This window comes from Luteibacter anthropi (assembly GCF_023699965.1).
Taxonomy (GTDB): domain Bacteria; phylum Pseudomonadota; class Gammaproteobacteria; order Xanthomonadales; family Rhodanobacteraceae; genus Luteibacter; species Luteibacter anthropi.
In genome coordinates, this window is record NZ_CP077072.1 from 1,622,051 (window position 1) to 1,648,908 (window position 26,858).

General features: G+C 65.2%; 19 protein-coding genes and 1 riboswitch. Of the genes, 11 read left to right on the forward strand and 8 right to left on the reverse strand.

Annotation, left to right across the window (positions count from 1 at the left end; all coding sequences use genetic code 11):
- Positions 1 to 33 precede the first annotated feature (33 nt).
- Positions 34 to 354, forward strand: coding sequence for a hypothetical protein (locus KR767_RS07310; RefSeq protein ID WP_250878638.1), 321 nt, complete (start codon positions 34 to 36; stop codon positions 352 to 354).
- Between the two features lie 67 nt (positions 355 to 421).
- Here the strand turns inward: KR767_RS07310 and KR767_RS07315 are convergent, their stop codons facing one another.
- On the reverse strand, positions 422 to 952 hold the full coding sequence (locus KR767_RS07315) for an acyloxyacyl hydrolase (RefSeq protein ID WP_250878639.1): 531 nt from the start codon (positions 950 to 952) through the stop codon (positions 422 to 424).
- 311 nt (positions 953 to 1,263) lie between these two features.
- On the opposite strand from KR767_RS07315, the gene KR767_RS07320 reads away from it, so the two are divergent.
- A complete protein-coding gene (locus KR767_RS07320; RefSeq protein ID WP_250878640.1) occupies positions 1,264 to 4,176 on the forward strand; it encodes a putative bifunctional diguanylate cyclase/phosphodiesterase in 2,913 nt (970 codons plus the stop codon).
- A gap of 8 nt (positions 4,177 to 4,184) precedes the next feature.
- Here KR767_RS07320 and KR767_RS07325 read toward each other — a convergent pair whose 3' ends face one another.
- Positions 4,185 to 4,877, reverse strand: coding sequence for a YrbL family protein (locus KR767_RS07325; RefSeq protein WP_250878641.1), 693 nt, complete (start codon positions 4,875 to 4,877; stop codon positions 4,185 to 4,187).
- A gap of 240 nt (positions 4,878 to 5,117) precedes the next feature.
- Here KR767_RS07325 and KR767_RS07330 point away from each other — a divergent pair, with 240 nt between their 5' ends.
- The 3 genes from KR767_RS07330 (at position 5,118) to KR767_RS07340 (ending at position 7,971) form a co-directional block, all read left to right on the forward strand.
- Complete coding sequence (locus KR767_RS07330) at positions 5,118 to 5,894, forward strand: DODA-type extradiol aromatic ring-opening family dioxygenase (protein WP_250878642.1); 777 nt, start codon at positions 5,118 to 5,120, stop codon at positions 5,892 to 5,894.
- Between the two features lie 140 nt (positions 5,895 to 6,034).
- On the forward strand, positions 6,035 to 6,601 hold the full coding sequence (locus tag KR767_RS07335; protein WP_250878643.1) for a DUF2239 family protein: 567 nt from the start codon (positions 6,035 to 6,037) through the stop codon (positions 6,599 to 6,601).
- Positions 6,598 to 7,971: an MATE family efflux transporter gene (locus KR767_RS07340; protein ID WP_250878644.1), complete on the forward strand. Its 1,374-nt coding sequence runs from the start codon at positions 6,598 to 6,600 to the stop codon at positions 7,969 to 7,971. Before KR767_RS07335 ends, KR767_RS07340 begins: the two co-directional genes overlap by 4 nt.
- 30 nt (positions 7,972 to 8,001) lie before the next feature.
- Here the strand turns inward: KR767_RS07340 and KR767_RS07345 are convergent, their stop codons facing one another.
- Positions 8,002 to 11,166, reverse strand: coding sequence for an efflux RND transporter permease subunit (locus KR767_RS07345; protein ID WP_250878645.1), 3,165 nt, complete (start codon positions 11,164 to 11,166; stop codon positions 8,002 to 8,004).
- Between the two features lie 256 nt (positions 11,167 to 11,422).
- A complete protein-coding gene (locus KR767_RS07350) occupies positions 11,423 to 13,330 on the reverse strand; it encodes a TonB-dependent receptor domain-containing protein (RefSeq protein ID WP_250878646.1) in 1,908 nt (635 codons plus the stop codon).
- A gap of 157 nt (positions 13,331 to 13,487) precedes the next feature.
- Positions 13,488 to 13,706: riboswitch (cobalamin riboswitch) on the reverse strand.
- A gap of 219 nt (positions 13,707 to 13,925) precedes the next feature.
- On the opposite strand from KR767_RS07350, the gene KR767_RS07355 reads away from it, so the two are divergent.
- The 3 genes from KR767_RS07355 to KR767_RS07365 all read left to right on the forward strand — a co-directional run bounded on the left by KR767_RS07355 (position 13,926) and on the right by KR767_RS07365 (position 18,654).
- A complete protein-coding gene (locus tag KR767_RS07355; RefSeq protein ID WP_250878647.1) occupies positions 13,926 to 16,937 on the forward strand; it encodes a TonB-dependent receptor in 3,012 nt (1,003 codons plus the stop codon).
- 1,139 nt (positions 16,938 to 18,076) lie between these two features.
- Positions 18,077 to 18,367: a hypothetical protein gene (locus KR767_RS07360; RefSeq protein ID WP_250878648.1), complete on the forward strand. Its 291-nt coding sequence runs from the start codon at positions 18,077 to 18,079 to the stop codon at positions 18,365 to 18,367.
- A complete protein-coding gene (locus tag KR767_RS07365; protein ID WP_166945872.1) occupies positions 18,364 to 18,654 on the forward strand; it encodes a hypothetical protein in 291 nt (96 codons plus the stop codon). The genes KR767_RS07360 and KR767_RS07365 overlap by 4 nt, the downstream gene beginning before the upstream one ends.
- 530 nt (positions 18,655 to 19,184) lie before the next feature.
- Here the strand turns inward: KR767_RS07365 and KR767_RS07370 are convergent.
- Genes KR767_RS07370 through KR767_RS07385 form a run of 4 tightly spaced genes read right to left on the reverse strand, consistent with a single transcriptional unit; the run spans position 19,185 to position 22,530 of the window.
- Positions 19,185 to 19,532 (reverse strand): gamma-glutamylcyclotransferase family protein, encoded by a 348-nt coding sequence (locus KR767_RS07370; RefSeq protein ID WP_250878649.1) that lies wholly within the window; start codon positions 19,530 to 19,532, stop codon positions 19,185 to 19,187.
- Complete coding sequence (gene nagA / locus KR767_RS07375) at positions 19,529 to 20,680, reverse strand: N-acetylglucosamine-6-phosphate deacetylase (protein WP_250878650.1); 1,152 nt, start codon at positions 20,678 to 20,680, stop codon at positions 19,529 to 19,531. The genes KR767_RS07370 and nagA overlap by 4 nt, the downstream gene beginning before the upstream one ends.
- Positions 20,681 to 20,729: 49 nt before the next feature.
- Positions 20,730 to 21,764, reverse strand: a complete 1,035-nt coding sequence (locus KR767_RS07380; protein WP_166945878.1) for an SIS domain-containing protein — start codon at positions 21,762 to 21,764, stop codon at positions 20,730 to 20,732.
- Positions 21,765 to 21,777: 13 nt separating this feature from the next.
- Positions 21,778 to 22,530, reverse strand: coding sequence for a GntR family transcriptional regulator (locus tag KR767_RS07385; protein ID WP_166945880.1), 753 nt, complete (start codon positions 22,528 to 22,530; stop codon positions 21,778 to 21,780).
- Positions 22,531 to 22,767: 237 nt separating this feature from the next.
- On the opposite strand from KR767_RS07385, the gene zwf reads away from it, so the two are divergent.
- From zwf to edd, 3 genes are all read left to right on the forward strand, one after another.
- A complete protein-coding gene (gene zwf / locus KR767_RS07390) occupies positions 22,768 to 24,240 on the forward strand; it encodes a glucose-6-phosphate dehydrogenase (RefSeq protein ID WP_166945882.1) in 1,473 nt (490 codons plus the stop codon).
- Complete coding sequence (gene pgl, locus KR767_RS07395; protein ID WP_250878651.1) at positions 24,237 to 24,938, forward strand: 6-phosphogluconolactonase; 702 nt, start codon at positions 24,237 to 24,239, stop codon at positions 24,936 to 24,938. The genes zwf and pgl overlap by 4 nt, the downstream gene beginning before the upstream one ends.
- Before the next feature lie 99 nt (positions 24,939 to 25,037).
- A complete protein-coding gene (edd, locus tag KR767_RS07400) occupies positions 25,038 to 26,849 on the forward strand; it encodes a phosphogluconate dehydratase (protein ID WP_250878652.1) in 1,812 nt (603 codons plus the stop codon).
- Positions 26,850 to 26,858 lie beyond the last annotated feature (9 nt).

Sequence of the window (26,858 nt, forward strand, 5' to 3'; positions counted from 1 at the left end):
CGGACAATGGCCGGCCACTCACCGGAGCCCGCCATGATCAGGACGATTGCTTTTCTTACCGCCGTTATCTGCGCCCTTCCGCTGTCCGCTTCTGCTGGCAGCCTTCCCCGTTCGGTTGCCGCATCTACCGGATCGTCCGATGCGCGCTGCCTGCAGGCCTTCCAGCAGTCGGCAGCGGCCGCCACGTGCTCGGCAAACGTTTCTGCAGGCAACGATCCGGGTACCTGTGCGGTCCAGGCATCCTGCCGCAACAGCCGCGGATCGATCAGCAAGTCATCGACGAAAGCCAGCTACCCGGAAGGCGTAGAGAAGCTGGTCAACTGCAATGGCAACCTGCGCCAGCGTCGTTGCTGACACCATGAAAAAAGCCCGGCCGCTGGCGGCCGGGCTTTTTTCATGCGCGAATCAGGGCTGGCGCAAATCAGATATCGAAACCGATACCCACCAGTGCCATCGTCTCGCCACGGTTCGGCTCCTTGAAGCTGCCGTTGGAGATGTGGCGGATCTGGAAGCTGACGTTCTTGAACTGGTAGCCGAGCGTGCTCACGAATTCGTAGCCGCTGGAAAGCGCCTGCGTGTGGCCGCCGGCCGCGCCGGCCACCTGGAAGCTGAAGAACAGCGGCTGGTACCAGTCGCCATCGTTGCCGTAGTGGAAGCGGGCGCCGGCCGCGCCGATCCACACGCTGTTGCGTACGCCGGGATGCGAATCCCTGAAGCGGCCGATGTCGCGGCCCTTGATGTAGCCGATCGACACATCCGGCGACCAAGTGAAACGGCTCTGGCCGATGGTGTGCGGATCGAACACCGATTCGATGAAGAACGCGGGCGTGCCGTAGCTATCCATGTAGCTGCGGCCACCCTGTACCTCGATGTGGGTGGCAGCGGCTGGGGCGGCCACGGCGGCGAGGGAGAGGGCGGCTAAGGTGCCGAGGGCAAGGCGTGAGGGACGCATGGGGGAGAGTCCTTATCGGGAGTACTTGTTGTTGTTTTGACGGGCCGTAAGTTTGTGAACCGCATCGTTCGGTAAATAGTGTTCAGTTGGCGTGAATAAAGGGGGTGGGATGAGAAATTTCATCTCAAAGAGTGCAAGATGCCCGATGCCCCTTTTCGGGGCTTGCACGTTCAAGGCGGCCACGGGCCTGCCGTTAACGTCGCACGGGTCCCGTGTGCTGCTGCGCATGGGCGACGAGGGCACTCACGAGGGATGAGGGGACGGTGCGGGAAGCGAAGGCAAAGGGGGCCAGGAGTCGACGCGCCCGCCGGATGCGCCTGGCAACCTGGGCCGTATCCCTGGCGGTGACGGTCGGCGTGGTCGCCATCGTCGGTGCGTTGCAACTGGAAGGCTACGAGCGCCTGCAGGTGGGCTATCGGCGGCAGCTGAGTGGCGTGGCTACCGCGCTGGTTCGCATGGTCGACCAGCAGATCGACGCCAGCCTCGGCCCCCTCCTCGCGCTGCGCAATGCCGTGGATGGACCTGACGACGAATCGTTGCGGCACCGCCTCGCCGAGGTGCAGGCCCGGCATCCCGAGCTGCCGGGTTTCGTGGCCCTCGAAGCCCGTGGCGATGTGCTCGCGGCCGTCGGCAATCCGGCCTCCGACTGGCGTCCCGGTATGGAGACACCGAAACGTACTGTCCTGGGTGTAGGTGTCCGCGTGGGTGTCGCGCAGACCAGCGGGACGGTGCCGGCAGCCATCCGCGTGATAGCGGATGCGCGTGTGGACCGGCCCGCGGCTTTCGGAACCCTCATCGACGCCGCACGCGTGAGCGAAGGCATGCGCCACATGATGCCCGGCGGCGGCACCATGGGCGTGTTTTCCCCGGATGGTCAGCTCTTCGCGGGAAATCGCGACGACCTTCATGCGGTCTGGCATGGCCAGGGTCCGCGCGCGGGGACCAGTGATCACGGCGAGGAAGGCGACAACCTCTACGCCTGGTCTGCGTCGGCGCGTTATCCCTTCGTGGCACTGGCCGAACTGGATCGGGCGGCGATCCGGGCCGAGTGGGTGCGGCAGGCAGAGCCGACCGTATTGGCGACGCTCGGCCTCGTGATGCTGCTGAACCTGGGTGCGGGACTTTTCTCGCGTGCCTATCGCCGCCAGGATCGCTTGCTCGATGCATTGAGCCGCACGGCGCGCCATCTCGGCGATGTGCAGCGGACAGGGCATATCGGCCTGTGGGAAGCCGACCTCGCGACCGGCACCATCGCCTGGTCGGGGCAGGTCCACGAGATCACCGGCCTGCCGCCCGAGCGTGTCGGTGGCCGACAGGGCACGTACTACAAGCTGGTGCATCCGGAAGACCAGCCCGCCATCGTGGAATGGCTGCATCGTTTCAACGAGGGCGATGGTCCGTACGACATCGAGCATCGCCTGTGCCGCCCCGATGGCCGCGAAGTGCAGGTGAACCTGCGCGGCACGCGGATCACCGACGAGGCGGGCAAGTCGATCCTCGCGGGCACGATTTCGGAAATCACCGCCCTGCACGAAACACGCCTGCGCCTGCGCGACAGTGATCGCTACCTCGCAGCGAGCGAAGCGGCCTATCGCCGCCTGCTGGCGCGCGTGCCGTTGCCGCTGGTCATCGTGCGCAACGATCGCATCGCCTATGCCAACCTGCTGGCTCAGGAGCGCCTTGGACACGACGGCGGCACGCTGGTCGGCAAGGAGGCGGCGGGCTTCATGGATGAAGACACCTTGCAGGCCGTACGTCGTGGCGGCGAAGGCGACAGCATCGCCGCGTGGCTGGAACCCGTAGAGGGCATGCCTTTCGAGGCGGAGCTGGCACTGTCGGGCATGCGCGACGAACACGGTGAAGGCACGCTGGTGATCGTGCGCGACGTCACCGAGCAGCGCAGCTACGAAGAGCGCCTGAATCACCAGGCCACGCACGACGATCTCACTGGCCTGCCCAACCGGCGCTCGTCGCGCGAGACGCTGCAACGGATGATCCTGGAGGCACGCGTCAACGGCACCGGCGTGATGGTGCTATTCGTCGACCTGGATCATTTCAAGGTCATCAACGACGCGCTGGGCCACGAACTGGGCGACCAGGTCTTGCGTGACATCACCCTGCGCCTGGGCGACGTGCTGGGCAGCGAGGCCCATGTGGGTCGTTTCGGTGGCGATGAATTCCTCGCCGCGCTGCCCTTCACCACCTCGCCGGCCAAGGCGCTCGACGTGCTGCCGAAGCTCCAGGGCGCCATCGAGGAGCCGCTCGAAGTGGGTGGCACCGTACAGCGCCTGAAATGCAGCATCGGCGTGGCCTTCGCATCGCGCGATGGCGCCGATGCCGACACACTGATCCGCAACGCCGACACGGCGATGTACGACGCGAAGCGTTCGGGGCGCCATACCTGGAAGCGTTATTCGCCCGACATGCACGCTACCGCCATGGCAAGGCTCACCGTGCTCACGCGCCTGTCGGGAGCGAACCTCGATCACGAGCTGGCGCTGGCCTGGCAGACCCAGCATGCCGGTGACGACGGACGCGTGATCGGTGTCGAGGCGTTGCTGCGCTGGCCCACGGCGCCCGGCGACCTGGGCTCACCGGACCGGCTCATTCCCTTGCTGGAGGAAACCGGCGCGATCGTGCAGATCGGCCAGTGGGTGCTGCGCGAGGCCTGTCGTCGCCAGCGGCGCATCGCCGAACTGCTGGGGCCTGACTGCCGCATCTCGGTCAATGTCTCGGTACACCAGCTGGTACATAGCGATCTGGTGGCGGAAGTGCGGCAGGCCTTGCAGGAGACCGGCGCGCCGGCTTCGTCGCTGGAACTGGAGCTGACCGAAAGCGCCTTCATGCACGAACCGGAGCGGGCGATCCGCACGCTGCACGAACTGCGAGCGCTGGGCGTGAGCGTGGCGCTGGACGACTTCGGTACCGGCTATTCCAACCTCACCTACCTGTCCCGCCTGCCGCTGGACAAGATCAAGATCGATCGCCACTTCACGGCCACGCTGTTGCAGGACGACGTGGATACATCGATCTGTCGCTCGATCATTTTCCTTGCCCGCAACCTCAATCTCGAAGTGGTCGCCGAAGGCGTCGAGACCGAGCGCCAGCGTGGCTGGCTGCTCGCCGAAGGATGCGTATCGATGCAGGGCTGGCTGTTCTCGCGAGCCGTGCCGCTGGAGCAGCTGGGTCCGCGGTCGACGCCGCTGGACCCGGTGATGTCCTGACGCGGCCCTCAGGCCGCGCGGGACGCCTGTCCCTGTCGATGCTCACCGGGCCGCACCCGTACGGTCTCCGCCGGCATGCGCGGACGCGCCTTGTCGATCGCGGCAAGCTGCGCCCGCAGGCGTTCGAATTTCAGCCGGGCGCGGCGCGCGTTGTGGCGACGGCTCATCGACGTGAGCGGCAACACGTTCTTCTCGCCGAAGCCATCGATGATCACCAGTCGAGGGCCGCCCCGCGAATCCGTGCCATACACGACATTGGCCGCGTGCAGGTCGTTGACGATGACGTAGTGACGCAGCACTTCTTCGAACAGGCGGTTGATCAGTGCGTTGATCTCAGGCGTCATGCCCTGCACCTTCACCATGGATTCGAGCGAAGGCGCCATGCGCCCGTCATTGCCCGTTACCTTCTCCGAAACCAGTCCCAGGCCCTGGTCGGTATCGACCAGGCCCACGATACGGGCCACGGGCGACGGCTCGTCCGAGAAGCGACGAGAGGTCAGGTACTCCTTGAATTCCCGCATGTAGCTCACGTACGGGCCGGTGCGCGCCAGCCTGCGATACCAGGGCGCGTTGAACCAGCGATGCTGCAGGTTATCCGGCCGCATCACCTTGATGAGCAACGACGGATGGTCCGGGTGCTCGTAAATGTACCGACGGCCGCCTGCGGCGACCGGTTCGATCCCCTCTAAAGAGATGATCATGTTGCTCCTCTAGTCCCTCCCTACCCGCTGGGACCAAGGGCCGGACAGGCACTGCCCTGCCATATTCCTGTAAGCCAAATGTAAGGTTCCCACGGAACTTTTCAACGCGCAAGAAAAAACGTGCATTTCGTCGTTCACCATTCGGCGCCAATGCGTTCGCCGGAAGACGATTTATAGCGACGGGGAGAACTCCTACATTGGGAGGGTGGCGACCGCCACGGCCCGTCCCCAGGTGTCCTCATGATCCGCGCCCCCGCCCTCTTCATCTCCCACGGTGCTCCGACCTTCGCGTTGCAGCCCGGCCTGCTCGGCTCAAAGCTGACGCAGATCGGTGAGCCGCTGGGCGCGGCGGCGGCGATCGTGGTGGTTTCGCCGCACTGGCAGACCTGCGGCATCCGCGTCACCGGGGCGGCGATGCCCGCGACCATCCATGACTTCGGCGGATTCGCGCCAGAGCTCTACACGCTCACCTATCCCTCGCCCGGCGCCCCGGCCCTGGCGGCCGAAACGGCCTCGCTGCTGATCGATGCGGGTTTTGTCGCCATGGTGGACGCCGAGCGCGGCTACGACCACGGCGCCTGGGTGCCGTTGCGCTACCTGCGTCCGGATGCCGATGTTCCGGTGATCCAGGTATCCATGCCGCATAACCTGGATACGGAAGGTGCCCTGCGCCTGGGCAAGGCGCTGGTCAGCTTGCGCGAGCGCGGCGTGGTGGTGGTCGGCTCGGGCAGCCTCACGCACAACCTCTACGAGATACGCCGCGACGGCGGCCAGGGCCACGCCGACTACGCAGCCGAGTTCGCTCGCTGGACGCGCCAAGCCGTGCTCGACGGCGACACCCGCTCGCTGCTCGACTACCGGCGCCTCGCTCCCAGTGCCATCCGCGCGCACCCGACCGAAGAGCACTACCTGCCCCTGCTCGTAGCCGCCGGTGCCGCCGGCCAGGACACGCCCACGGCGATCGATGGCGGTATCACCTACGGCGTGCTGTCGATGGATTCCTACCTCTGGCACTAACTGTAGGAGTGCGCCTTGCGCGCGACCGGTTGTCGCGAAAACCCGGTCGCGCGCAAGGCGCGCTCCTACATGATCATTCTTGACGGTTAATTTAATCCGGGTAATATCTGCGCGTTGCCTCCACCCAGCGAGATAGCCCCATGTCCTCCTACGCCGCTTTCGACGGCCACGTACGCGTGGCTGCCGGGTCGCTTGCGGAAGTGGCCGAGCGTTGCAAGCGCCTGCTCGACGCCCGCCCCGATGCCTGCCCCATCATCTACGACGATACGTCCGGTCGTCCCGTCGATATCGACTACCGGGGCAGCGTGGAAGACGTGCTGTCGCGACTGCCCGCCGATGAAACCGAACCGCCGGCGAAGCGCGGCCCCGGGCGGCCGAAGCTCGGCGTCGTGGCTCGTGAAGTCACCCTGCTGCCCCGCCACTGGGACTGGCTCGCCAACCAGCCGGGCGGTGCCTCGGTGGCACTGCGACGCCTGGTCGAAAGCGCCAGTCGCGAAGGGGCACCCGCAGAGCGGGTGCGCCAGGCGCGCGAAGTCGTGGACCGGGTGATGTTTGCCCTGGCCGGCGACCTGCCGGGTTATGAAGAAGCCTCGCGTGCCTTCCATCGTCATGAGGCCGGTCGCTTCGACGAACTCATCGCCGGCTGGCCCGAGGACGTGCGACGCTATGTGAACCATCTCGTGGACCGCACAAGGGCCGATGCATGAAAGCGAATCCTTCCCTGATCGAGGGACCGATCGGGCGCACGCTGTTGATGTTTTCCATGCCCATCCTGGCGACGAACATCCTGCAATCGCTCAATGCCTCGGTCAATGTGATGTGGATCGGCCGTTTCCTCGGGGAGGCGGCCTTTGCCGCCACGGCCAATGCCAACCTCATCCTGTTCTTCCTGCTGGGCCTCGTGTTCGGCATCAGCATGGCCACGACGATCATGGTCGGGCAGGCGCTGGGCGCACGTGACATCGCCGAAGCGCGTCGCGTCGTCGGTACGGGACTGGGTTTCTTCGTGCTGTTGTCCGTGCTCGTGGCCACGGGGGGATTCATCACCACGCCGGCCATGCTGGCCGCCATGGGTACGCCGGCGGATGTGCAGCCCTACGCCATTGCCTACCTGCGGATCATCTTCCTGGCCCTGCCTTCGGCCTATCTGTCCGTGCTGCTGGCGATGGTGCTGCGCGGCGCGGGCGATTCGCGGACGCCCCTGCTTTTCATGATTCTTGCCGTGGTGCTCGACATCGCGCTCAATCCGGTCTTCATCTTCGGGATCGGCCCGATTCCCCGGATGGGCATCGCCGGCTCCGCCGTGGCGACCCTGATCGCGCAGGTCGTTTCGGTGATCGCGCTTATCGCTTGGCTTTACCGGCGCAAGCATTTCCTGTGCATCCATCGCCATGAACTGCACATGCTGATTCCCGATCGCGCCGTGATGCGCAGCCTGATCTTCAAGGGCATGCCGATGGGTGCGCAGCTGGTGGTGATCTCGTCGTCGGCCATCATCATGATGGCGCTGGTGAACCGCCACGGCTCGCAGACGACGGCGGCCTACGGCGCGGCCGTGCAGCTGTGGAACTACATCCAGATGCCTGCGATCGCGGTGGGTACGGCGGTGTCGTCGATGGTGGCGCAGAACGTGGGCGCGCGTCGCTGGGATCGCATTCCGGGCATCGGCAGCGCCGGTGTGCTGGCCAGCCTGGGCATGACCGGAGCGCTGGTCGTGATCGTGTGCCTGTTCAACCACGGCGCGCTGTCGATCTTCCTGGGCTCAGACAGCACGGCCATCGGCATCGCGCAGCACCTGAACCTGATCGTGGTCTGGTCGTACCTGATGTTCGGCGTGACCTTCGTGCTGTTCGGCGTGGTACGCGCCACGGGCGCGGTGATGTTCCCGCTCTGCGTGCTGGCGCTCACCATGTGGTTCATCCGCTATCCGTTCGCGTACTTTCTCGGCCCCTACTGGGGCGCTGATGCCATCTGGTGGGCCTTCCCGGTGAGCTCGACGATATCGGTACTCATCACGGTGGTGTACTACCGCGCCGGCACCTGGAAAAACGCCAGCATCTTCCCCGCCGCAGCCTGACCCCCGCTCCTACATGGTTCGGCCGGCAGGTCAGGAGCGCTTCTTTCGTATCGCCTTCCAGCGCTTCAGCCGTTTCTTGAGCAGTTTGCGGTGCTTGCGGCGGGCCTTGCGTACCTTGCGGTCGTGATTCCACAGGTAGATCGCCGGTGTACTCAGCAGGGTAAGCAGCTGGGAGACCAGCAGGCCGCCGACGATGGCGATGCCCAGCGGGCGGCGCATTTCCGAGCCCACGCCGAAGCCGATGGCCAACGGCAGCGCGGCGCCCATCGCCACCAGGGTGGTCATCGTGATCGGGCGGAAGCGCACCAGCGCGGCCTGCCGGATGGCCTCTACCGGTGTCATGCCCTGCTCGCGTTCGGCGACCAGCGCGAAATCCACCATCAGGATCGCGTTCTTCTTCACGATACCTATCAACAGCAGTACCGAGATAATCGCCATCAAGGTCAGCTGCGTCTGTGTGACCAGCATCGCCAGGAACGCACCGGCACCGGCGGCGGGCAGCGTCGAGAGAATGGTGAGCGGGTGGCCCAGGCTCTCGTAGAGGATGCCCAGCACGATATACACCGCGAGAATCGCACCGATCAGCAACACCATGCCATTGGATTTCGCATCCTGCAGGCGCTGGTTGAGGCCCGTGACGTCCATGCGGATGCCTTCGGGCAGGTGGATCGCACGCAGTGCCTGTTCGATCAGGGCGTTGGTCTGGTCCGGCGTGACACCCTGCGGCAGGTTGTAGGTGACGTCTGCGGATTCGAACTGGTTCTGGTGCGTGACGGCCGTGGGAGCGGCTCGCGGCAGGATCTTCGCCACTGCCGACAGCGGTACCATCGTGCCCGTGGCGCTCTTCACGTAGGTATTGAGCAGGGCTTCCGGGCTCATCGCTTCCGTGGCGGTGGCCGTGAGCACCACCCAGTATTGGTTGATGTCCGAATAGATCACCGACACCTGGCTTTGTCCGAAGGCGTTGTATAGCGCCGTGTCGATCAGGCCCATGCTCACGTTGAGCCGGTTGGCCGTATCGCGGTCCACGGTAAGCATCTGCTGCTTGCCCACCACGTCGAAATCGCTGCCGACGTCCTTGAACTGTTTCATCGTGCGCATCTGGCGCACGAGCTTCAGCACCCAGGGCTGGAGATCCTGGCCGTCGGTGCTGATGAGCTGGAAAGAATACTGGCCGCGGTTGCTGTTGCCACCACTGCCACCCAGGAATTGCACGGGCGACATGAACACCTGCACGTCCGGCAGTTTTTCGTAGACCTTGCCCAGCCGTTCCATCACCTCCTTGATGCCTTCATGGCGCTGGCCGGGAGCGCTTCCCTTCGTTTTCAGATCGATGAACATCGTGCCCTGGTTGCCCACGGCACCACCGTTGTCGCCACCCAGGATGGTGGTGACATCCAGCACGGCATCGTCGTGTTGCATGATCTCGCCGACACGCTTCAGTCTCTCGTTCATCACATCGGGCGAGATGTTGGCATCCGCGACGACGTCGGCCTGCAACATGCCCGTGTCCTCGTCGGGCATGAAGTTGCCGCCCGCCGTCTTGACCACGGCGATGCCCAGCAAGACGGTGGCAAACAGCAGGGTCAACGGCTGCCAACGCATGATCCGGCGATGGTGCATGGCCCAGTCGAGCGCGCGTTCATACAGGCGCAGCAGGCCACGGTCGAAGCGTTCCAGGCGCTGTTCGAGCCGGCCGGGCTTGCGGTCGGGATCGTCGTGCTTGAGATAGCGCGCACACAGCGCAGGCGTCAGCGTGAGCGAGACGATGGCCGAGATGAGCACGGCCGAGGCGAGCGTCACCGAGAACTCGCGCAGCAGCTTGGTGATCATGTTGTTGCCGAACAGCAGCGGAGCGAACACCGCCACCAGCGACACCGTGATCGAGATCACCGTGAAGCCGATCTCGCGCACGCCGTCGAGCGAGGCCGGCATGGGCTCCGAGCCGTTCTCCATGTGGCGCACGATGTTCTCGATCACCACGATGGCATCGTCCACGACGAAGCCGATACACAGCACCAGCGCCATGAGCGACATGGTGTTCAGCGTATAACCGAGCACCCACATCACCACGAAGGCGCCGGCCAGCGACAGTGGCACGCTGAGGGTGGCGATGAGCGTGGGCCCCAGGCGTCGCAGGAACACCAGCATCACCAGCATCACCATCACGATACTGATGAGCAGCGCCACCTTCACTTCGTGCAGGGCGGACTGGGTGGTCTGGGTGAGATCGAAGATCGGCGTGACTTCCGCATCGGCGGGCAGCATGGCGCGGAAGCGAGGCAAGGCCTCGCGGATCGCCTCGGCCGTGGCGATCGCGTTCGCCTCCGGCCGCTTGTTGATCTGCATGGTGACCGAGCGCTGCCCCTGGAACCACGCGGCCTGGTACTGGTCCTGCTGGCCGCTGTAGACGCGGGCGATGTCGGACAGCCGCACCGGCACGCCATTGCGTACGGAGATGAGGATTTTCGCAAAGTCCTCCGGCTCGCGCAGGCCATCGTTGGCGATCACCGTCATATTGGTGAGGCCGTCACTGAGCAGCCCCTGCGGCGAGTTCACGTTGGCGGCGCGCAAGGTATTGGCGACGTCGTTGGCGGTGAGCCCCTTGGCGGCCAGCGCCTGGGTGTTCAGCTCGATGCGCACCGCATGCGGCGTGCCGCCGAAGACCTGTACGCGTGACACACCGTCGATCTGCGCCACGGTCGGCCGGATTTGCGTATCCACCAGATCGTAGAGCTTGTCCGGCGGCATCGACTTCGACGTGAGCGCGACCAGCAGTACCGGGATCTGGCCTGTATCGAATTTGAAATACTGCGGAGGCGAAGGCAGTCCGGGCGGCAGGTCGGCCGCCGAGGCGTTGATCGCCGCCTGCACGTCGCGGGCGGCGGCATCGGTGGTGCGATCCATCGTGAAACGGATGCGCACGAAGCCGCTGCCTTCGGCGCTATTGGAATACATCTGGTCCACGCCGGGAATGCGCCCGAAGTGGCGTTCCAGCGGGGCGATGATGGTGGTGGCCATCGTCTGGGCGTTGGCGCCGGGCATCTGCACCTGCACGAACACGGCCGGCACTTCCACCGCCGGCAAGGCGGCGACGCCCAGCAGCAGGTAGGCCAGGAAGCCGGCCAGCGTGAGGCCCGCCGCCATGAGCGAGGTTCCGATCGGCCGGCGGATGAATGGAGCAAAGAAGTTCACAACACTCCCTGTGATCGCGGGGAACATGCCCGCGCCCGGGCGCACTTTATGACGTCCGGGCTTCTTTGTGGCTGTGCCTATGGTAAGGCCCCTGCCGGAAGGCAGGGGCCTCGTTTATCTTCGTGTGGCGATTTTTTGTAGGAGCGCGCCTTGCGCGCGACCGGGGTGGTCGGCGAACCTGCCACTGGCGTCGTCTGAAACTCGTGGCGTATCGCTTCGTACGGTCGCGCGCGAGGCGCGCTCCTACAGAGGGGTATCAGTGGCTGGGGGTGTAGTTGAGCGTCAGGTAGTAGGTGCGGCCCAGCTGGTTGTAGAACGCGGCCGTTTCGTAGCGCTTGTCGCCCACGTTCGCCACGCGGCCCTGCACGCTCCAGTCGCTGTCCACGTGCCAGGTGGCGCGCAGGTCGACGGTGGCATAGCCGCCAAGACGCAGTGTGTTGGACGCGTTGTCGTAGCTGCGGCCGGCGGCGTAAACCGAACCGCCCACGGTGAAGGCGCCCAGGTCCTTGTCCACGTCCGCGCGGGCGAAGCGCTCGGGACGACGTTGCAGGAGGTTGTCGTACGTGGGGCCCGCGCTGCGGTCCTTCGGCTGCTGGAAGGTCGCCGAACCGCGCAGGTGCCAGCCGTCCACATCGGCACCCACCTGGCCTTCGAGGCCGCGCAGGCGGGCCTTGCTGACGTTCGCGGGTACGAAGTCATCGTTCTGGCCGATCAGGTCGTCGATCGTGGTCTGGTAAGCCGTGACGCCCCAGTTCCACACGCCCTGGCGGCCCGTCAGGCCGAGTTCCGCCGTGCGCGATTTCTCCGGCTTCAGGTCCAGCCTGACGGTGCCGTAGTAAGGGGAGAACTCGTCGTTGAAGGTCGGGGCATGGAAAGCCGTGCCATACGAGGCCGTGAGCTTGATGCCGTCGCTGAACGAGTAGCCGTACGCCGCCGACCCGGTGGTGTGGTTGCCGAACTGGTTGTTGTGGTCGTGACGCGCCGACAACTGCACCTCGTGCGGGCCGAACACGCCCTGGTACAGCGCGAACACGCCGTTGTTGTCACGGCTGCCGCGCACATAGGCCGGCGAGCTCTTCAGCTTCTCCTGCTGGAAATCGACGCCGGCGCTCAGCGTCTGGCCCGGCGCGAGGGTGACGTCGTTCTGCCAGGAGGCCTGGTTGCGCTTCGAATAGAGATAGCCGGTACGGTATTTGTCCGGGTCGGTGACGATGGGAAGGAAGGTCACCTGGTCGCGCACCACCTTGCCCTGGCCATTGAGATAGCTGTCGGCGCGGTCCTGGTTCTGGCTGAGGCTAACGGACATGCGCCAGTTCTCCAGCACGTCGAAGGCAAGCTTCGCACCGGCCACCTGCTGCGACTGGCGGGTGAGGTTCTGGTAGTCACCGTCGTACTCCACCATGCCCTTGCTGCGCAGCCAGCTGCCGGTCAGTTCGGTGCCGTTGTCCCAGCGGTAACCGCCCGAGAGCGCGCCGTTGTAGGTACGGTAGGCGTCGTCATGCGCCACGTCGTTCGTGAAGCAGCCGGCGCCGGCCGCGGCCGAGCCGGGGCGGCAGGCCTTGATGCCGGAGGTGTACTGGCCGCCCAGGCTGGCGTTGTACCAGCCATGTTCGGTGCCGCCGGACAGGCCGACCTGGCCGCTCGCATAGCCATGGCTGCCGCCACCGATGGACACGCTCGGGGTCGGTGCCTCACCGGCCTGGCCGCGACGGGTGAAGATCTGGATCACGCCGCCGATGGCGTCGGAGCCGTACAAGCTGGAACGCGGCCCGCGCACGATCTCGATATGGTCGATCTGGCCCACCGGCAGCTGTTCCCAGGCGGGAGCGCCCGTGGTGACCGAGCCGACGCGGACGCCGTCGATCAGAAGCAGCACATGGTCGCCGTTGGTGCCACGCATGAACATCGTGGTCTGCTGGCCGATGCCGCCGGTGCTGGCCATCGAAATGCCAGGCAGGCCGTTGAGCAGGTCGCGGACATTGACCGGCTGGATGCGGTCGATATCGTCCCGGGAGATCACGGTCACGGGGGCCAGCACCTGGTCCAGCGGCGTGGCGGCGCGATTGGCGGTGACCACCACCGGATCGAGGCGGTCGGGGGCATCGGCCGCGTGGGCAGCGGCCATGGACGACAGCAGGGCCATCGCGAGCAAGGTCTTCTTCATGGAACGGGTTCCTCCGCCGCGTGGATAGCGGCAATCACGAAGCGATGGACGAACGTGAAGGAGGAAAGACGAACGCGTGCGGCCGCGAACGGCCACAGGGCGGTCCGGATCCGCCCTCCGCGAATCGTCCGAAACAGGCAGAGCGCCCACGAAAGTTCGCAGGCGCATCCATCGGGCCGGTCTCCGGACTCGCGTCATGGGACCCGGCGCCTTCCCGCTCTCGCAGTGGCTGCCAGCCGATTCCCCGGGAGAAAACGCCTCCCGACGCTTACCGTTGCGGGGGCAGTGCCGGCCTTGCCGCGACGCGGCGCACCGGCTTCCCGTTTCATCCCGCCGGCCTGGAGCCAGCCGGGACACCCGAACGGCGCCACTGTAGCCCCCGGCCGGACGTGTGTCACGAATTTCTAACAATCGCTTGACAGTCGCAAGCAATTGCGGCTACACCGGTTGAGATGCCCACCGAAGCGCAACTACTTGCGCACGGGCGGGCGCCCGGGTGGGGGGTACCAGCCGGGCGTGGTGGTCATCAGATGTGCACTTGCTTGGCGGTCGCGCTGCGGCCGTCGCCTTGTTGTTCATTCCGGGGAGACCACAAATGAAGCGTTCCTTGTTTCGCGGCATCCTGCCGCGACGTTCGTCGCTCTGCACTGCCCTCGCCCTCTGCCTCGTAAGCGGAACCACCCTCGCCCAGTCCAACGCATCGGGCGTCATCTTCGGCCGCGTGGCCCAGCCCGAAGGCGCCGTCGTGCGCCTGCAAAACCTCGATACGGGCTTTGCCCGCGACACCTCGGTGGATTCCGAAGGCCGCTATCGCGTGTCTTCGCTTCCCGTCGGCCGCTACAAGATCACGCTGGAGCGCAGCGGCCAGGTGGTGGAAAGCCGCGACGACGTCCAGGTCGCCCTGGGTACCGGTGTAGACGTCTCTTTTGCAGGGGCTGCCGCATCGGCAGGCTCGGCACAGAACCTCGAAGGCGTGCAGGTCACCGGCAACGTGCTGCCGTCCATCGACGTGTCATCCGTCGACTCGCGCACCGTGCTCACCTCGCAGCAGTTGCAGAAGCTGCCGCTGGCGCGCGACGTCACCGCCGCCGCCCTGCTCGCTCCTGGTGTGATCTCCGGCGACAGCCGCTACGGCAACGTCGCTTCGTTCGGTGGTTCGTCGGCCTCGGAAAACCAGTACTACATCAACGGCTATGCGGTCACCAACGCGCTCACCGGCCTGGGCTTCACCAGCCTGCCCTTTGACGCCATCGACCAGCAGCAGATATTCACCGGCGGTTACGGCGCCGAATACGGCCGCTCTACCGGTGGCGTGATCAACATCGTGACCAAGCGCGGTGGCAATGAGTGGAAGGGCGGCGTTGGCATGTACTGGCAGCCCTCGGGCCTGCGCCAGAGCCCGCGCAGCATCTATCGCAAGAATGGCGTGCTCTATCAGGAGCGCTCGGAAAACAAGAGCAACGACACGCAGTACACCGGTTACATCAGTGGCCCGCTCATCAAGGACAAGCTGTTCTTCTTCGCGGCGGGTGACTTCACCCGTTCCAACAGCAAGAACATCAGCCCCATCATCGCGCCGCAGAAAACCAACCAGGAGCAGAAGGCCACCAAGTGGATGGCCAAGATCGACTGGAACATCACCGACAGCCACATCCTCGAACTGACCGGCATCGGCGACAAGACCAACACCGAGCGCAGCGTCTATCGCTACGACTACGCCACGGGCAGCCGTGCCAACTACATCGGCACCGATAACCTCAAGAACTTCGACGCGGGTCCGGGTTCAGCGCCGGGTGGCGACGTCTACATCGGCAAGTACACCGGCTACATCACCGACGACCTCACGGTGAATGCGCTCTATGGCCGTTCCAACACGCGCCACGTGCGTAACCTCCGCTACGCCGACAATCCCAACTGCCCCTGGATCACCGACCAGCGCACGGTCAACGTGCCCATCACCGGCTGCGGCCTGGTAAACAACACGGTGCTGGGCCAGGGCGCGAAGGACAAGACGCACGGCTATCGCCTCGATGTCGAATACCACATCGGCGACCACGACCTGCGCGCCGGTATCGACAACCAGACGCTCGAATCCTATTCGGGCAACGTGTACGAAGGCGGCTACCGCTGGGTCTACAAGGATGCCGGCGCGGTGCCCAATCGTCCGGACATCGTGCCGCCACCCGGCGCCCAGTACTTCGTCGAAAAGCGCCTGTTCCAGACCGGTGCGTCGGTGAAGACGGAACAGGAAGCCCAGTTCATCGAAGACCGCTGGCAGGTCAACGACCGCTGGATGGCTTACATCGGCCTGCGCAACGAGCAGTTCAAGAACATCAACGGCAATGGCGATGTGTACGTGAAGCAGCGTCACCAGCTCGCCCCGCGACTGGGCCTTACCTGGGACGTGTTTGGCGACTCCACGTTCAAGATCTATGGCAACGCCGGTCGTTACCATCTGGCGATTCCGTCCAACGTGGCCATTCGTGCCGCCTCGGCATCCACGTATTACAGCGAGTACTACTCGTATACGGGCGTAGGCCCCAACGGCGAACCTACCGGAGCGCAGCTGCTAGGCTCGCGCCGCTACCTCAACGGTGAAGACGGCACGGTGCCGAATCCAAAAACCGTTGGCGCCCAGGGCATCAAGGCCTATTACCAGGACGAGTACATCCTCGGCTTCGACAAGGCCATCAATGCCGACTGGAGCTACGGTGCCAAGGCCACGTATCGCAAGCTGAAAAGCTCTATCGATGACTTCTGCGATTCGCGCCCGTTCGAAACCTACGCGGCACGCAACGGCATCGACCTCAGCAACGCATCGATTCCCGGCTGCTATCTGTTCAACCCGGGCAAGTCGAATACCTTCCTCGTCGACGTGGGCGGCGGCAACCTCGTGCCGTTCAAGCTGAGCAAGGCCGACTTCACCTCGCCGCCGCCGGGCAACGTGCCCTTCCCCGACCTCAAGCGCAGCTACTACTCGCTGGACCTGTACCTTGAACATCACTTCGCGGATGGCTGGTTCGGTCGCGTCGATTACACGTTCTCGCGCAGCTACGGCAACTCCGAAGGCCAGCTGAAATCGGATATCGGCCAGCTCGATCCGTCGGTGACGCAGGATTGGGATGCCCCGGAAATCATGCAGTACACCAACGGCCCGCTGCCGAACGACCGCACGCACCAGCTGAAGGCCTACGGTTACTTCCAGGCCACCCCGGAATGGCTCTTCGGCGCCAACCTGTCGGTCGCCACGGGGCGTCCGAAGAACTGCATCGGCGTAGACCCGGTAGATGCCATCGACTACGGTGCGTCGTACTTCGAATGCGGCCTCAAGCCATCACCCCGCGGATCGAAGGGCCGCCTGCCGTACACCTGGAACCTCGACCTCAATGCGGAATACCGTCCGGTATGGGCAGGTGAAAAACAGCCGCTTGCCTTCACCGCCGCAGTCTTCAACGTGGTCGGCAGCCAGCGCCCCGTCGCACAGATCGACGTCGGCGAAACCGGCACCATCCGCGACGGCATACCGGTCGTAAGCCAGGACTACCAGCGCCCCATCGCCTTCCAGAACCCACGCTACTTCCGCTTCGGCGTCCGCTACGACTTCTGACGCCACCAAAGGGCGTCCGGGCAACGTATCCGGATGCCCCGCGAATCCCCAGAACTGGCCGGCGCGGACACGCCGGCCCTTTTTCTGCCCTGTAGGAGCGCGCCTCGCGCGCGACCGGTTGGAATGTTGCGCTCCGTAGTAAAGCAGCCCATGTGGTGCTTCGCTCCGTAGGGTGGGCTCGCCTTCCGGCCTCGCATCGGCGCTGGAACGTGGCGTTGCAGAGGCGACGGGGGCGGCCCTTGGCGCGCCGGCCTGCGGTGTCCCTCGGGAAAGGAGGAGCCGCTTCGCGGCTCAGTGTCTTATGGCTTGCGCCCCTTCGGGCACGGGGAGCGGGCGGGGTTTTTCGACTCGGCTCCTGCCTCGGCGAAAAAGGCCGGCCTTCCTGGCCGGCCCCCTTCGGGCCTTTTCCGCCCACTCCCCTCACCTTCATCAAGTCGCGCCAAGGGCCGCCCCCGCCGCCTCTGCCGATCTCACGGTGATCTTGTAGGAGCGCGCCTGCGCGCGACCGGTTATCGCGAACACCATCATCGTTTCGATTCCACGGGTCGCGCGCAAGCACGCTCCTACAGGGATTGTGTGGCGCTGGATGGATATCGAAACGACTGGCGCCAAAGCCGATGCAACGTCATCGTGTTTGCTGGCAAACCGAGGCGCTGGGTTCCTGCGTGCGCAGGAACGACGGGGGCGATTTTTGAGAATATTTCCATACCCAAACGCATGCGCAATTTGGTACGGTGTGCGCGTTGTCTGCTTGTTCGTTGACGGCTCGGCAGACAACCATCGCTCGACGTATCGAGAAAGACGCGGAACGGAGGTGCGCTAACACCTCCGCCCGCTGACCAAACCAACTGAGTTAGGAGTTGATATGGCTGTGCCAAATCTTAAGGCATTCTCACACCCACCGTCTGTCCCGGACGGTCCAGGGACGTCCTAAACGCTCGTCAGGACGCGGCTAACGCCCGCGTTCGTCCTGATTTCTCACCGTTTCTGGCTCTGCCGTCCTACCCGGCGCGTAGCGCCCTGCCTGTGAGAAAACCGGACAAAGTGCGGGAATCGTGAGATCTCGTCGCCCGAGTCGATGAGGGGCACGGCCCTTGGCGTGCCCCGCTCGGAAGCGGCGTACCAGGGAAAACCAAACCATGAGTGATCCGAAAGACGATGGCGTCCTCGGCGAGGGGAGCTTTAGCCTCAATACCGAGACCAGTATGGATACGCTGATGAATGACGCGACCGCATGGCAGGCGTATGCCGAGGCGATGCAGTCCGTCCTTACGGAATACATGGTCGAAACCGAATTGCCGAATCAGCGGTGCGTGGCCCGGGCGATGTCGGGCGTCAATGTGCTGTATCGCATGGGCCTGCAATGCACCAAGCAGGCGAACGTCAGACGCATGTGGGACGAGGTGCGTGCGCTGGGAGGGGCGAAATGATCGTGGGGCTGTGGGAGGTGGGTGTCGCGCTGGTGTTGCTGGTGGTGAACCTGCTTGTCTACATGAGCAGTTATGGCCAGAGGTGTTCGCTGGCGACGGGGGCGCGGATGTTTTCGGTGTTGTCGTTTGTGGCGTTTATCGCCGGGTCGTTTGCCGTGGGGGATATGGCGGCGCATGGATGTTTGCTGCCGCGGGAGGTGTGGCCGGGGATGGTGTTTGAAGCGGCGAGTGCGGGGTTAGTGGGCGCGTCGTTGGGGGCGGTCTGGCTTTGGGGGATGTCGCGGTAGGAAGCGATGCACCCGACGACACCGTATCCCTGTAGGAGCGCGCCTTGCGCGCGACCGGATGCATCGAAACGATGATGGTTTTCGCGACAACCGGTCGCGCGCAGGCGCGCTCCTACAAGATCACCGTGAGATCGGCAGAGGCGGCGGGGGCGGCCCTTGGCGCGACTTGATGGAGGTGAGGGGAGCGGGCGGAAAAGGCCCGAAGGGGGCCGGCCAGGAAGGCCGGCCTTTTTCGCCGAGGCAGGAGCCGAGTCGAAAAACCCCGCCTGCTACCCGTGCCCGAAGGGGCGTAAGCCATAAGACACTGAGCCGCGCAGCGGCTCCTCCTTTCCCGAGGGACACCGCAGGCCGGAGCGACAAGGGCCGCCCCCGTCGCCTCTGAGCGGCCACGCCACAGGCGCCGAGTGCGAGGCCGTAAGGCGAGCCCTTGCTACAGAGCGACGCACCACACGGCCTGCTTTACTACGGAGCGACACCGTTCCAACTGGTCGCGCGCGAGGCGCGCTCCTACAGGGACAGAGTGCTGGGGGTCAGGCCTGGATGTAGACCCAGGCTTCGTGGCCGGACTTCAGGCGTACCGAGACACGCTTGTAGTCGGAGACTTCGTAGCGATCGGCTGCCGCGAGTTCGTCGGCGGTGATGCGGAAGACCTTGCCGGCGACTTCGTCGGTCGGGTTGCCCGTGTGGCTCACGATGGGATGGAAGCGTTCGCCGCTGGTGCGAAGTACGTCCGGATCCGTGATTTCCACCATGGTGCTGTGGTAGCCGGGGATGGCGTCGTCGGCGCCGTCGAGCAGGCGGCCGAATGATTTCAGCTGCACCGTGTCGAGTTGCAGGGTGCCGTAGGAGAACAGCAGGACGTCGCGTTCGTTGCTCATGCCTTGCTGTAGACCTTCTTGCCGCCGATCCAGGTCTCGGCCACGCTGAAGTCTTCATCGGCGACGACGAAGTCGGCGCGGTAGCCGGCGGCGATGTGGCCGTGTGTGCGATCCAGGCCCAGGAAGGCGGCCGGGTACGTGGCTGCCATGCGTGCGGCTTCGTCGTGCGAGACGCCCACCATTTCGACGGTGTTGCGCACGGCCGTGGCCATGTCGAGTGCGGAGCCGGCCAGTGTGCCGTCCGCGGTCTGGCAGACGCCATCGCGTGCGGTGATCGTCTCGCCCTTCAATACGAAGTTCGGATCGTCAGAGCCAACCGGCGGCATGGCGTCCGTGACCAGGATCATCTTCGCGCGCGCCTTTGCCTTGATCGCGACGCGCAGCGATGCCGGATGTACATGGTGGCCGTCGGCAATGAGGCCACACCAGCTGCCTTCGTCGTCGAGCGCCGCACCGACCACGCCCGGCTCGCGGCTGGTGAACGGCGTCATGGCGTTGAACAGGTGGGTGAAGCCGCGCACGCCCAGCTTCAGCGCCTTCACGGTGGTGTCGTAGTCGGCTGCCGTGTGGCCTGCACAGACGATCACGCCGTTTTCTACCAGTTGGCGAAGCACCGCATCATCGGCACGTTCCGGTGCAAGGGTGAGCAAGGTCACGCCGCCGTGGCGGCGCGCGACCATCGCGATATCGTCGGCATTGGCGATGCGGAACTTCTTCGGGTCGTGCACGCCCTTGCGTTCCGGCGCGATGAACGGGCCTTCCAGGTGAATGCCCAGCACGCCAGGCACGCCCTGCTCCACCGCCGCGTTCACCGCATTGATGGCCCTGGCCATCACCTCGGCGTCGTCGCTGATCAGCGTGGGCAGGAAACCCGTGGTGCCGAACTTCGCATGCGCCTCGCCGATGCGGCGGATCGCATCTACCGTCGGCTCGTCATTGAACAACACGCCACCGCCGCCGTTCACCTGGCAATCGATGAAACCCGGCAGCAGCGTACGGCCACCCAGGTCATGCTTCTCGGCCGCACGCACGCGCGGATCGGAAGGCAGGGCCAGCCCGGTGATCGTGCCGTCATCCACCAGCACGGCGAAGCCGCTCTGGAATCCGTTGTCGGTGAGTACGCGTCCGTTGACGAGGGCGAGAGTCATGGGGAGATTCCTTCGATGGGTCCAGTGCGTAAATGACGGCGAAGCGTGGTCAGACGGTCTCGGTCACCTTGTTGAGGTGCGGCGGCACATCCGGATTGAAGCCGCGCTTCAAGGCCAGCGCCGCGGTGGCGCGGTAGAAGCTCTGCACGGCGATCAGAGGCGCGGCAATCGGTGCGCTGCTGACCAGCGGCAAGATGTCCTCGCCTTCGACGCCCGGCGCCGCCACCCACACGCGCGAGCCGCGCTTGCGGAACTCGGCGGCCACATCAAGCACGCTGGGCAGCGTGTCGTCGTTCTGGGTGAAGAACAGCACGGGGAAGCCCGGGCCGACGATCGCCATCGGGCCATGCTTCACTTCGGCAGCGCTGAATGCCTCCGCGTGGATGCCCGAGGTTTCCTTGAACTTGAGTGCGGCTTCCAGCGCGGCGGCGAAGCCGAAGCCACGGCCTACCACGAAGAGGTTGTGCGCGGTGACCAGGCCATCGGTAAGCGACGACCAGTCGGCGTCCCAGTTGGCGCGCAGCTGTGCCGGCAGTGCGGTGAGTGCGTCGGCGATGTCCTTCTTGCCGCTCCAGCGGGCGGCGATGTGCAGGATCGCGAACAGCGCACCGAGATAGCTCTTGGTGGCGGCCACACTCTTTTCCGGGCCCGCATGCAGCGGAATGACAACGTCGGCGACTTCCGCCAGCGGCGAGTCCACCACGTTGACCAGCGCCACCACATAGGCACCGGCACGCTTGGCGGCTTCGGCGTTGCGGACCAGGTCCGGGCTCTTGCCCGACTGCGACACGGCAACGTACAGCGAGCCATCGAGGTGCTGGTCGGCGTGATAGATCGACGTCACCGATGGCGAGGCCGATGCAGTGACCACACCCAGCTGGGTCTCGAACACGTACTTGGCATACATCGCCGCGTGGTCGGAGCTGCCGCGGGCACAGGTGATGATCATGCGTGGCGGGTTGGCGCGCAGGCGCTCGGCGAGTGCGGAAACCACCGCCTCGTTCTGAGCGAGCTGTCGCTCGACGACCTCGGCGGTCTCGTGCGCTTCGCTGTACATCAGGGTGTCTTGCGGCTTGATCGTCATGGGTAGTGGGCTCTCAGTCGCTTTGCAGTTCCGCGACGAAGTCGTAGATGTCGCCGCGATACCAGGAACAGGTGAATTCGACGATGCGACCATCGTCGAGGAAGCTGCGTCGCTCGATGTTCAGCCCGGCGCTGCCGGGTGAAAGGCGAAGCAGGCGGGTCTGTGCGGGGCCCAGCACCACGGCGCGCAGGCGTTGCAGGGCGCGCAGCGGTCGGTTGCCGAGCTTGTCGAGGGCCTCGTAGAGGGAATCCTCGACCAGGTGCGGATCGGGCAGCAGGTCGTGCGGCACGGCACTGCGCTCGATAGCGAGCGGTTCATCGCCCGCATAGCGCAGGCGATGCAGGCGTACCACCTGCGTACCGGGCGAGAGGTTCATTGCCATGGCCTCTTCCGGCGTGACTTCGCCGATGGCCTTTTCGAAGAACTCCGAACGCGGGTTGAGGCCGCGGGCGCGCAGGTCGTCGGTGAAGCTGGTGAGGCGGGAAAGCGGCTTGACGATGCGCTCGGAAACAAAGGTGCCCGCCCCGTGCCGCTGGGTGAGCAGGCCGTCTTCCACCAGGCCGCCGATGGCCTTGCGAACGGTGACCCGGGACAGGGTGAGGGCCCTGGCCAGGTCGCGTTCGCTGGGCAGCGCATGACCCACCTGCACCTCGCCATTCTCGATGACGTTGCGGATGGCCCGGCGCAGGCGCATGTACGCCAGCGGCTGCCGGGCGGCCGGGTCGTGCTGCAGGCGTTGGTATTCGGCGACGAGGGCGCTTTCCATCCAGCGAAGATACCAATCAGCGACCAGTGCGGCAAGCACTTGGGCTTGCGCGCATACCACCGGCCGGATTGAACGCTTGTTTGCACGATTTAAATTACAAGGAAAACGTTTTCAGACTGTAATCGGGCCGTCAAAGCGCCCGTAAGGATTCGCGAAGTGGTACGGGGCTGGTACGTCCTGGTATGTCACTGGTACGATCCGGAGGCATCTCAATCCGAATCCCATGAGGCGACTGTCGTGAGCGCTCCCCTCCCCGTGATCGAACCCTTCGATCTGGTCATCTTCGGCGGCACCGGCGACCTCGCCGTGCGCAAGCTCCTGCCCGCGCTGTACCACCGCTTCGTGGACGGCCAGATCCAGGGCGGCAGCCGCATCATCGGCGTGGCCCGCGAAGGCCTGGACGACGCCGGCTACCGGGAACAGGTCCGCGCAGCGGTCGAGAAGAACGTGACCCACGTGGTGGCGTCGCAGCTGGATGCCTTCATCCAGCTGGTGAGCTATCGCGCGCTCGATGCCCGCAAGGCCGAGGGCTGGGATGACTTCGCTGCCCTGATGGCGCAGCAGGCAGACCACATCCGCGTGTTCTACCTGTCGACCTCGCCCGAGATCTTCACCGACATCTGCCAGCGCCTGGGCTCCCTGGGCCTCAATGGCGAGCGTTCGCGCGTGGTGCTGGAAAAGCCCATCGGCCGCGACCTCGACAGCGCCAACGCGATCAACGACGCGGTGGCCGAAGTCTTCAGCGAATCGCAGACGTATCGCATCGATCATTACCTGGGCAAGGAAACGGTACAGAACCTGCTGGCGCTGCGCTTCGGCAACGCCCTGTTCGAACCGCTGTGGAATGCCCAGCACATCGACCACGTGCAGATCACCGTGGCCGAAACCGTCGGCGTGGGTCATCGCGCCGGTTACTACGATCGTGCCGGCGCCCTGCGCGACATGGTCCAGAACCACATTCTGCAGCTCCTGTGCATGCTTGCCATGGAGCCGCCTTCGTCGCTCGCACCCGACGCCGTGCGCGACGAGAAACTCAAGGTGCTGCGTTCGCTGCGTCCCATCGACGCCAGCAACGCAGCCCAGCTCACCGTGCGCGGCCAGTACCGCGCCGGTGCAGCGGAAGGTCAGGGCGTTCCGGGCTACCTCGACGAGCTCGGCAGCGACCAGTCCAGAACCGAAACCTTCGTCGCCCTCAAGGCGGAGATCGGTAACTGGCGCTGGGCCGGTGTGCCGTTCTATCTGCGCACCGGCAAACGCCTTCCCAATCGGGTCTCGGAGATCGTGGTGACGTTCCGTGCGTTGCCGCATTCCATCTTCGACCCGACCAGCGGCCCGCTCCTGCCCAACCGTCTCACGCTGCGCCTGCAGCCGGACGAAGGCGTGAAGCTGTGGCTGACAATCAAGCACCCGGGTTCGGGTGGGCTGCGTCTGCGTCACGTGCCGCTCGACATGAGCTTCGCGGCGGCGTTCGGTGTGCAGCAGCCCGATGCCTACGAGCGCCTCATTCTCGATGTCGTGCGCGGTAATCCCACTCTTTTCATGCGTCGCGACGAAGTCGAGGCGGCATGGAACTGGGCGGGCCCGATCCTCGACGCGTGGGAGGCCGCGGGCGACACGCCCAAGCCGTATACCGCAGGCACCTGGGGTCCGAGCGCCGCCGTGGCGCTCATCGAACGTGATGGCCGCACCTGGGCCGAGGATGCCGCATGAACGCCAAGATCAACCGCCATGAATTCGCCGACAAGCTGACCCTCGCCGACACGCTCGCACGCGATGTCGCCGCGAAACTCGACGCCGCCATCAAGGCGCGCGGCAAGGCCACCCTCGCCGTCTCCGGCGGCGGCACGCCGAAGATGATGTTCGCCGTGCTGGCCGAGCAGGAGATCGACTGGTCGAAGGTCACCGTGACGCTGGTGGACGAGCGCTGGGTGGATACCGACAGCGATCGCTCCAACGCGAAGCTGGTCGCCGATCACCTGCTACACCATGAAGCGCATACGGCTCAGTTCCTCCCGCTGTTCGATGCAGCCCACAAGGACGACGTGGATGCCGCGCTCGCCGGTGTCGGCGCGCGCATCGATGCGCTGGGCCTGCCGTTCGACGCCGTGATCCTGGGCATGGGCCCGGATGGTCACACCGCCTCGTTCTTCCCGGGTGGCGATCACCTCGCCGAAGCCATCGATCCGCGCGGCACGAAGACCGTGCTGTCGATGCGCGCCGGCGGTGCCGGCGAGCCGCGCATCACGCTCACGCTGCCGAAGGTGCTCGACACCCGCACGCTGTATCTGCACATCGAAGGTGCCGACAAGAAGGACGTGCTCGCCAAGGCCGAGGCCGGGGAGGATTTCCCGATCCGTTCCGTGCTCACGCAGGACCGCGTTCCGCTCGACGTTTACTGGGCGCCGTAAGACGCCTTTCCTGCCGCCGATGGGGAGTCGGCGGCTTTCCGCCACTCCCGCGCGCCATGATGGAGCGCGCGGCACGGTCAAAGCCTTCAGGAACATGCCATGACCATCCATCCTGTCCTCGCCGAGGTGACCCAGCGCATTGTCGAACGCAGCCATGCGTCGCGTGCCGCCTACCTCGCGAAAATCGAAGCCGCACGCGGGAAGGGCGCGAAGCGGCATCATCTGTCCTGCGGCAACCTCGCACACGGCTTCGCCGCCTGCGGCGAGCAGGACAAGAACGCGCTGCGCAACGGCCATGCCGCGAACATCGCGATCGTCACCGCCTATAACGACATGCTTTCGGCGCACCAGCCGTACGAGCGCTACCCGGAGCTGATCCGCGGCCTGGCGCGCGAACGTGGTGCCACGGCCCAGGTGGCCGGTGGCGTGCCGGCCATGTGCGACGGCGTGACCCAGGGCCGTCCGGGCATGGATCTGTCGCTGTTCTCGCGCGACCTGATCGCCATGGCCACGGCCGTGTCACTCTCGCACGACATGTACGAAAGTGCCGTTTACCTCGGTATCTGCGACAAGATCGTGCCGGGCATGCTGATCGGCGCGTTGTCGTTCGGCCATTTCGCCAGCGCCTTCATTCCGTCGGGACCGATGCCCTCGGGCATTCCCAACGAAGAGAAGTCGAAGGTGCGCCAGGCCTTCGCGGCAGGCAAGGCATCGCGTGCCGAACTGCTCGAAGCCGAAGCCCGTTCGTACCATGGTTCGGGCACCTGCACCTTCTATGGGACGGCCAACTCCAACCAGATGCTGATGGAGATCATGGGCGTGCACGTGCCGGGTGCAAGCTTCGAGGCACCGGATACGCCGCTGCGCGATGCACTTACCGCAGCAGCTATCGATCGCGTGCTTGCCTCGGACTGCCTTGGCGAGCATTACCTTCCGCTGGGCCGAATCATCGACGAGCGTGCCATCGTGAACGGCGTGGTCGGCCTGCATGCCACGGGTGGTTCCACGAACCACCTGCTGCATCTGGTCGCCATCGCCCGCGCGGCGGGTGTCGAGCTGCGCTGGGATGACTTCGATGCGCTTTCGGCGGTGGTGCCGCTGCTGGCGCGCGTGTATCCCAATGGCTACGCGGACGTGAACCACTTCCACGAGGCTGGCGGCATGGCCTTCCTGATGGATCAGCTGCTCGATGCCGGTCTGTTGCATGGCGATGTGAACACGATCATGGGTCACGGCCTCGACGCGTACCGCCAGCAGCCGTCCTTGGTGGACGGCAAGCTCACGTGGACGCCGGTGTCGAAGGAAAGCGGCAATCGCGGCGTGCTTCGTGCCATCGCCGAGCCGTTCCGTCATGACGGTGGCCTGCGCATGCTCAAGGGCAACGTCGGCCGTGGCGTGATCAAGGTATCGTCGGTGCCCGAAGACCGCATGGTCGTCGAAGCTCCTGCCATCGTCTTCGACGAGCAGGATGACGTGAAGGCTGCTTTCGACCGTGGCGAGCTGAACCGTGATTTCGTGGCAGTGCTGCGTTTCCAGGGGCCGCGTGCGCGTGGCATGCCCGAACTGCACAAGCTCACGCCGACGTTGAGCCTCTTGCAGGATCGTGGTCATCGCGTGGCGCTGCTGACCGACGGCCGTATGTCCGGCGCGTCGGGCCGTGTTCCCGCTGCCATCCACGTCACCCCCGAGGCAGAAGCCGGTGGTCCCATCGCGCGTATCCGCACAGGTGACATCGTGCGCCTGGATGCCGTGACGGGAAGCATCGAAGTGCTGGTGCCCGCCGACGAGTGGAATGCGCGCATTCCCGACAACATCGACCTGTCCGCCCACCATGTGGGCATGGGCCGCGAACTCTTTGCCATGTTCCGCCAGTCGTCCGTCACGGCCGACCTCGGTGCGGGCGTCTTCTGAACCACCGGA

Coding starts and splice junctions, on each gene's coding strand:
- KR767_RS07310 (WP_250878638.1), top strand. CDS start 34: ATGATCAGGACGATTGCTTTTCTTACCGCCGTTATCTGCGCCCTTCCG.
- KR767_RS07315 (WP_250878639.1), bottom strand. CDS start 952: ATGCGTCCCTCACGCCTTGCCCTCGGCACCTTAGCCGCCCTCTCCCTC.
- KR767_RS07320 (WP_250878640.1), top strand. CDS start 1,264: ATGCGCCTGGCAACCTGGGCCGTATCCCTGGCGGTGACGGTCGGCGTG.
- KR767_RS07325 (WP_250878641.1), bottom strand. CDS start 4,877: ATGATCATCTCTTTAGAGGGGATCGAACCGGTCGCCGCAGGCGGCCGT.
- KR767_RS07330 (WP_250878642.1), top strand. CDS start 5,118: ATGATCCGCGCCCCCGCCCTCTTCATCTCCCACGGTGCTCCGACCTTC.
- KR767_RS07335 (WP_250878643.1), top strand. CDS start 6,035: ATGTCCTCCTACGCCGCTTTCGACGGCCACGTACGCGTGGCTGCCGGG.
- KR767_RS07340 (WP_250878644.1), top strand. CDS start 6,598: ATGAAAGCGAATCCTTCCCTGATCGAGGGACCGATCGGGCGCACGCTG.
- KR767_RS07350 (WP_250878646.1), bottom strand. CDS start 13,330: ATGAAGAAGACCTTGCTCGCGATGGCCCTGCTGTCGTCCATGGCCGCT.
- KR767_RS07355 (WP_250878647.1), top strand. CDS start 13,926: ATGAAGCGTTCCTTGTTTCGCGGCATCCTGCCGCGACGTTCGTCGCTC.
- KR767_RS07360 (WP_250878648.1), top strand. CDS start 18,077: ATGAGTGATCCGAAAGACGATGGCGTCCTCGGCGAGGGGAGCTTTAGC.
- KR767_RS07365 (WP_166945872.1), top strand. CDS start 18,364: ATGATCGTGGGGCTGTGGGAGGTGGGTGTCGCGCTGGTGTTGCTGGTG.
- KR767_RS07370 (WP_250878649.1), bottom strand. CDS start 19,532: ATGAGCAACGAACGCGACGTCCTGCTGTTCTCCTACGGCACCCTGCAA.
- nagA (WP_250878650.1), bottom strand. CDS start 20,680: ATGACTCTCGCCCTCGTCAACGGACGCGTACTCACCGACAACGGATTC.
- KR767_RS07380 (WP_166945878.1), bottom strand. CDS start 21,764: ATGACGATCAAGCCGCAAGACACCCTGATGTACAGCGAAGCGCACGAG.
- KR767_RS07385 (WP_166945880.1), bottom strand. CDS start 22,530: ATGGAAAGCGCCCTCGTCGCCGAATACCAACGCCTGCAGCACGACCCG.
- pgl (WP_250878651.1), top strand. CDS start 24,237: ATGAACGCCAAGATCAACCGCCATGAATTCGCCGACAAGCTGACCCTC.
- edd (WP_250878652.1), top strand. CDS start 25,038: ATGACCATCCATCCTGTCCTCGCCGAGGTGACCCAGCGCATTGTCGAA.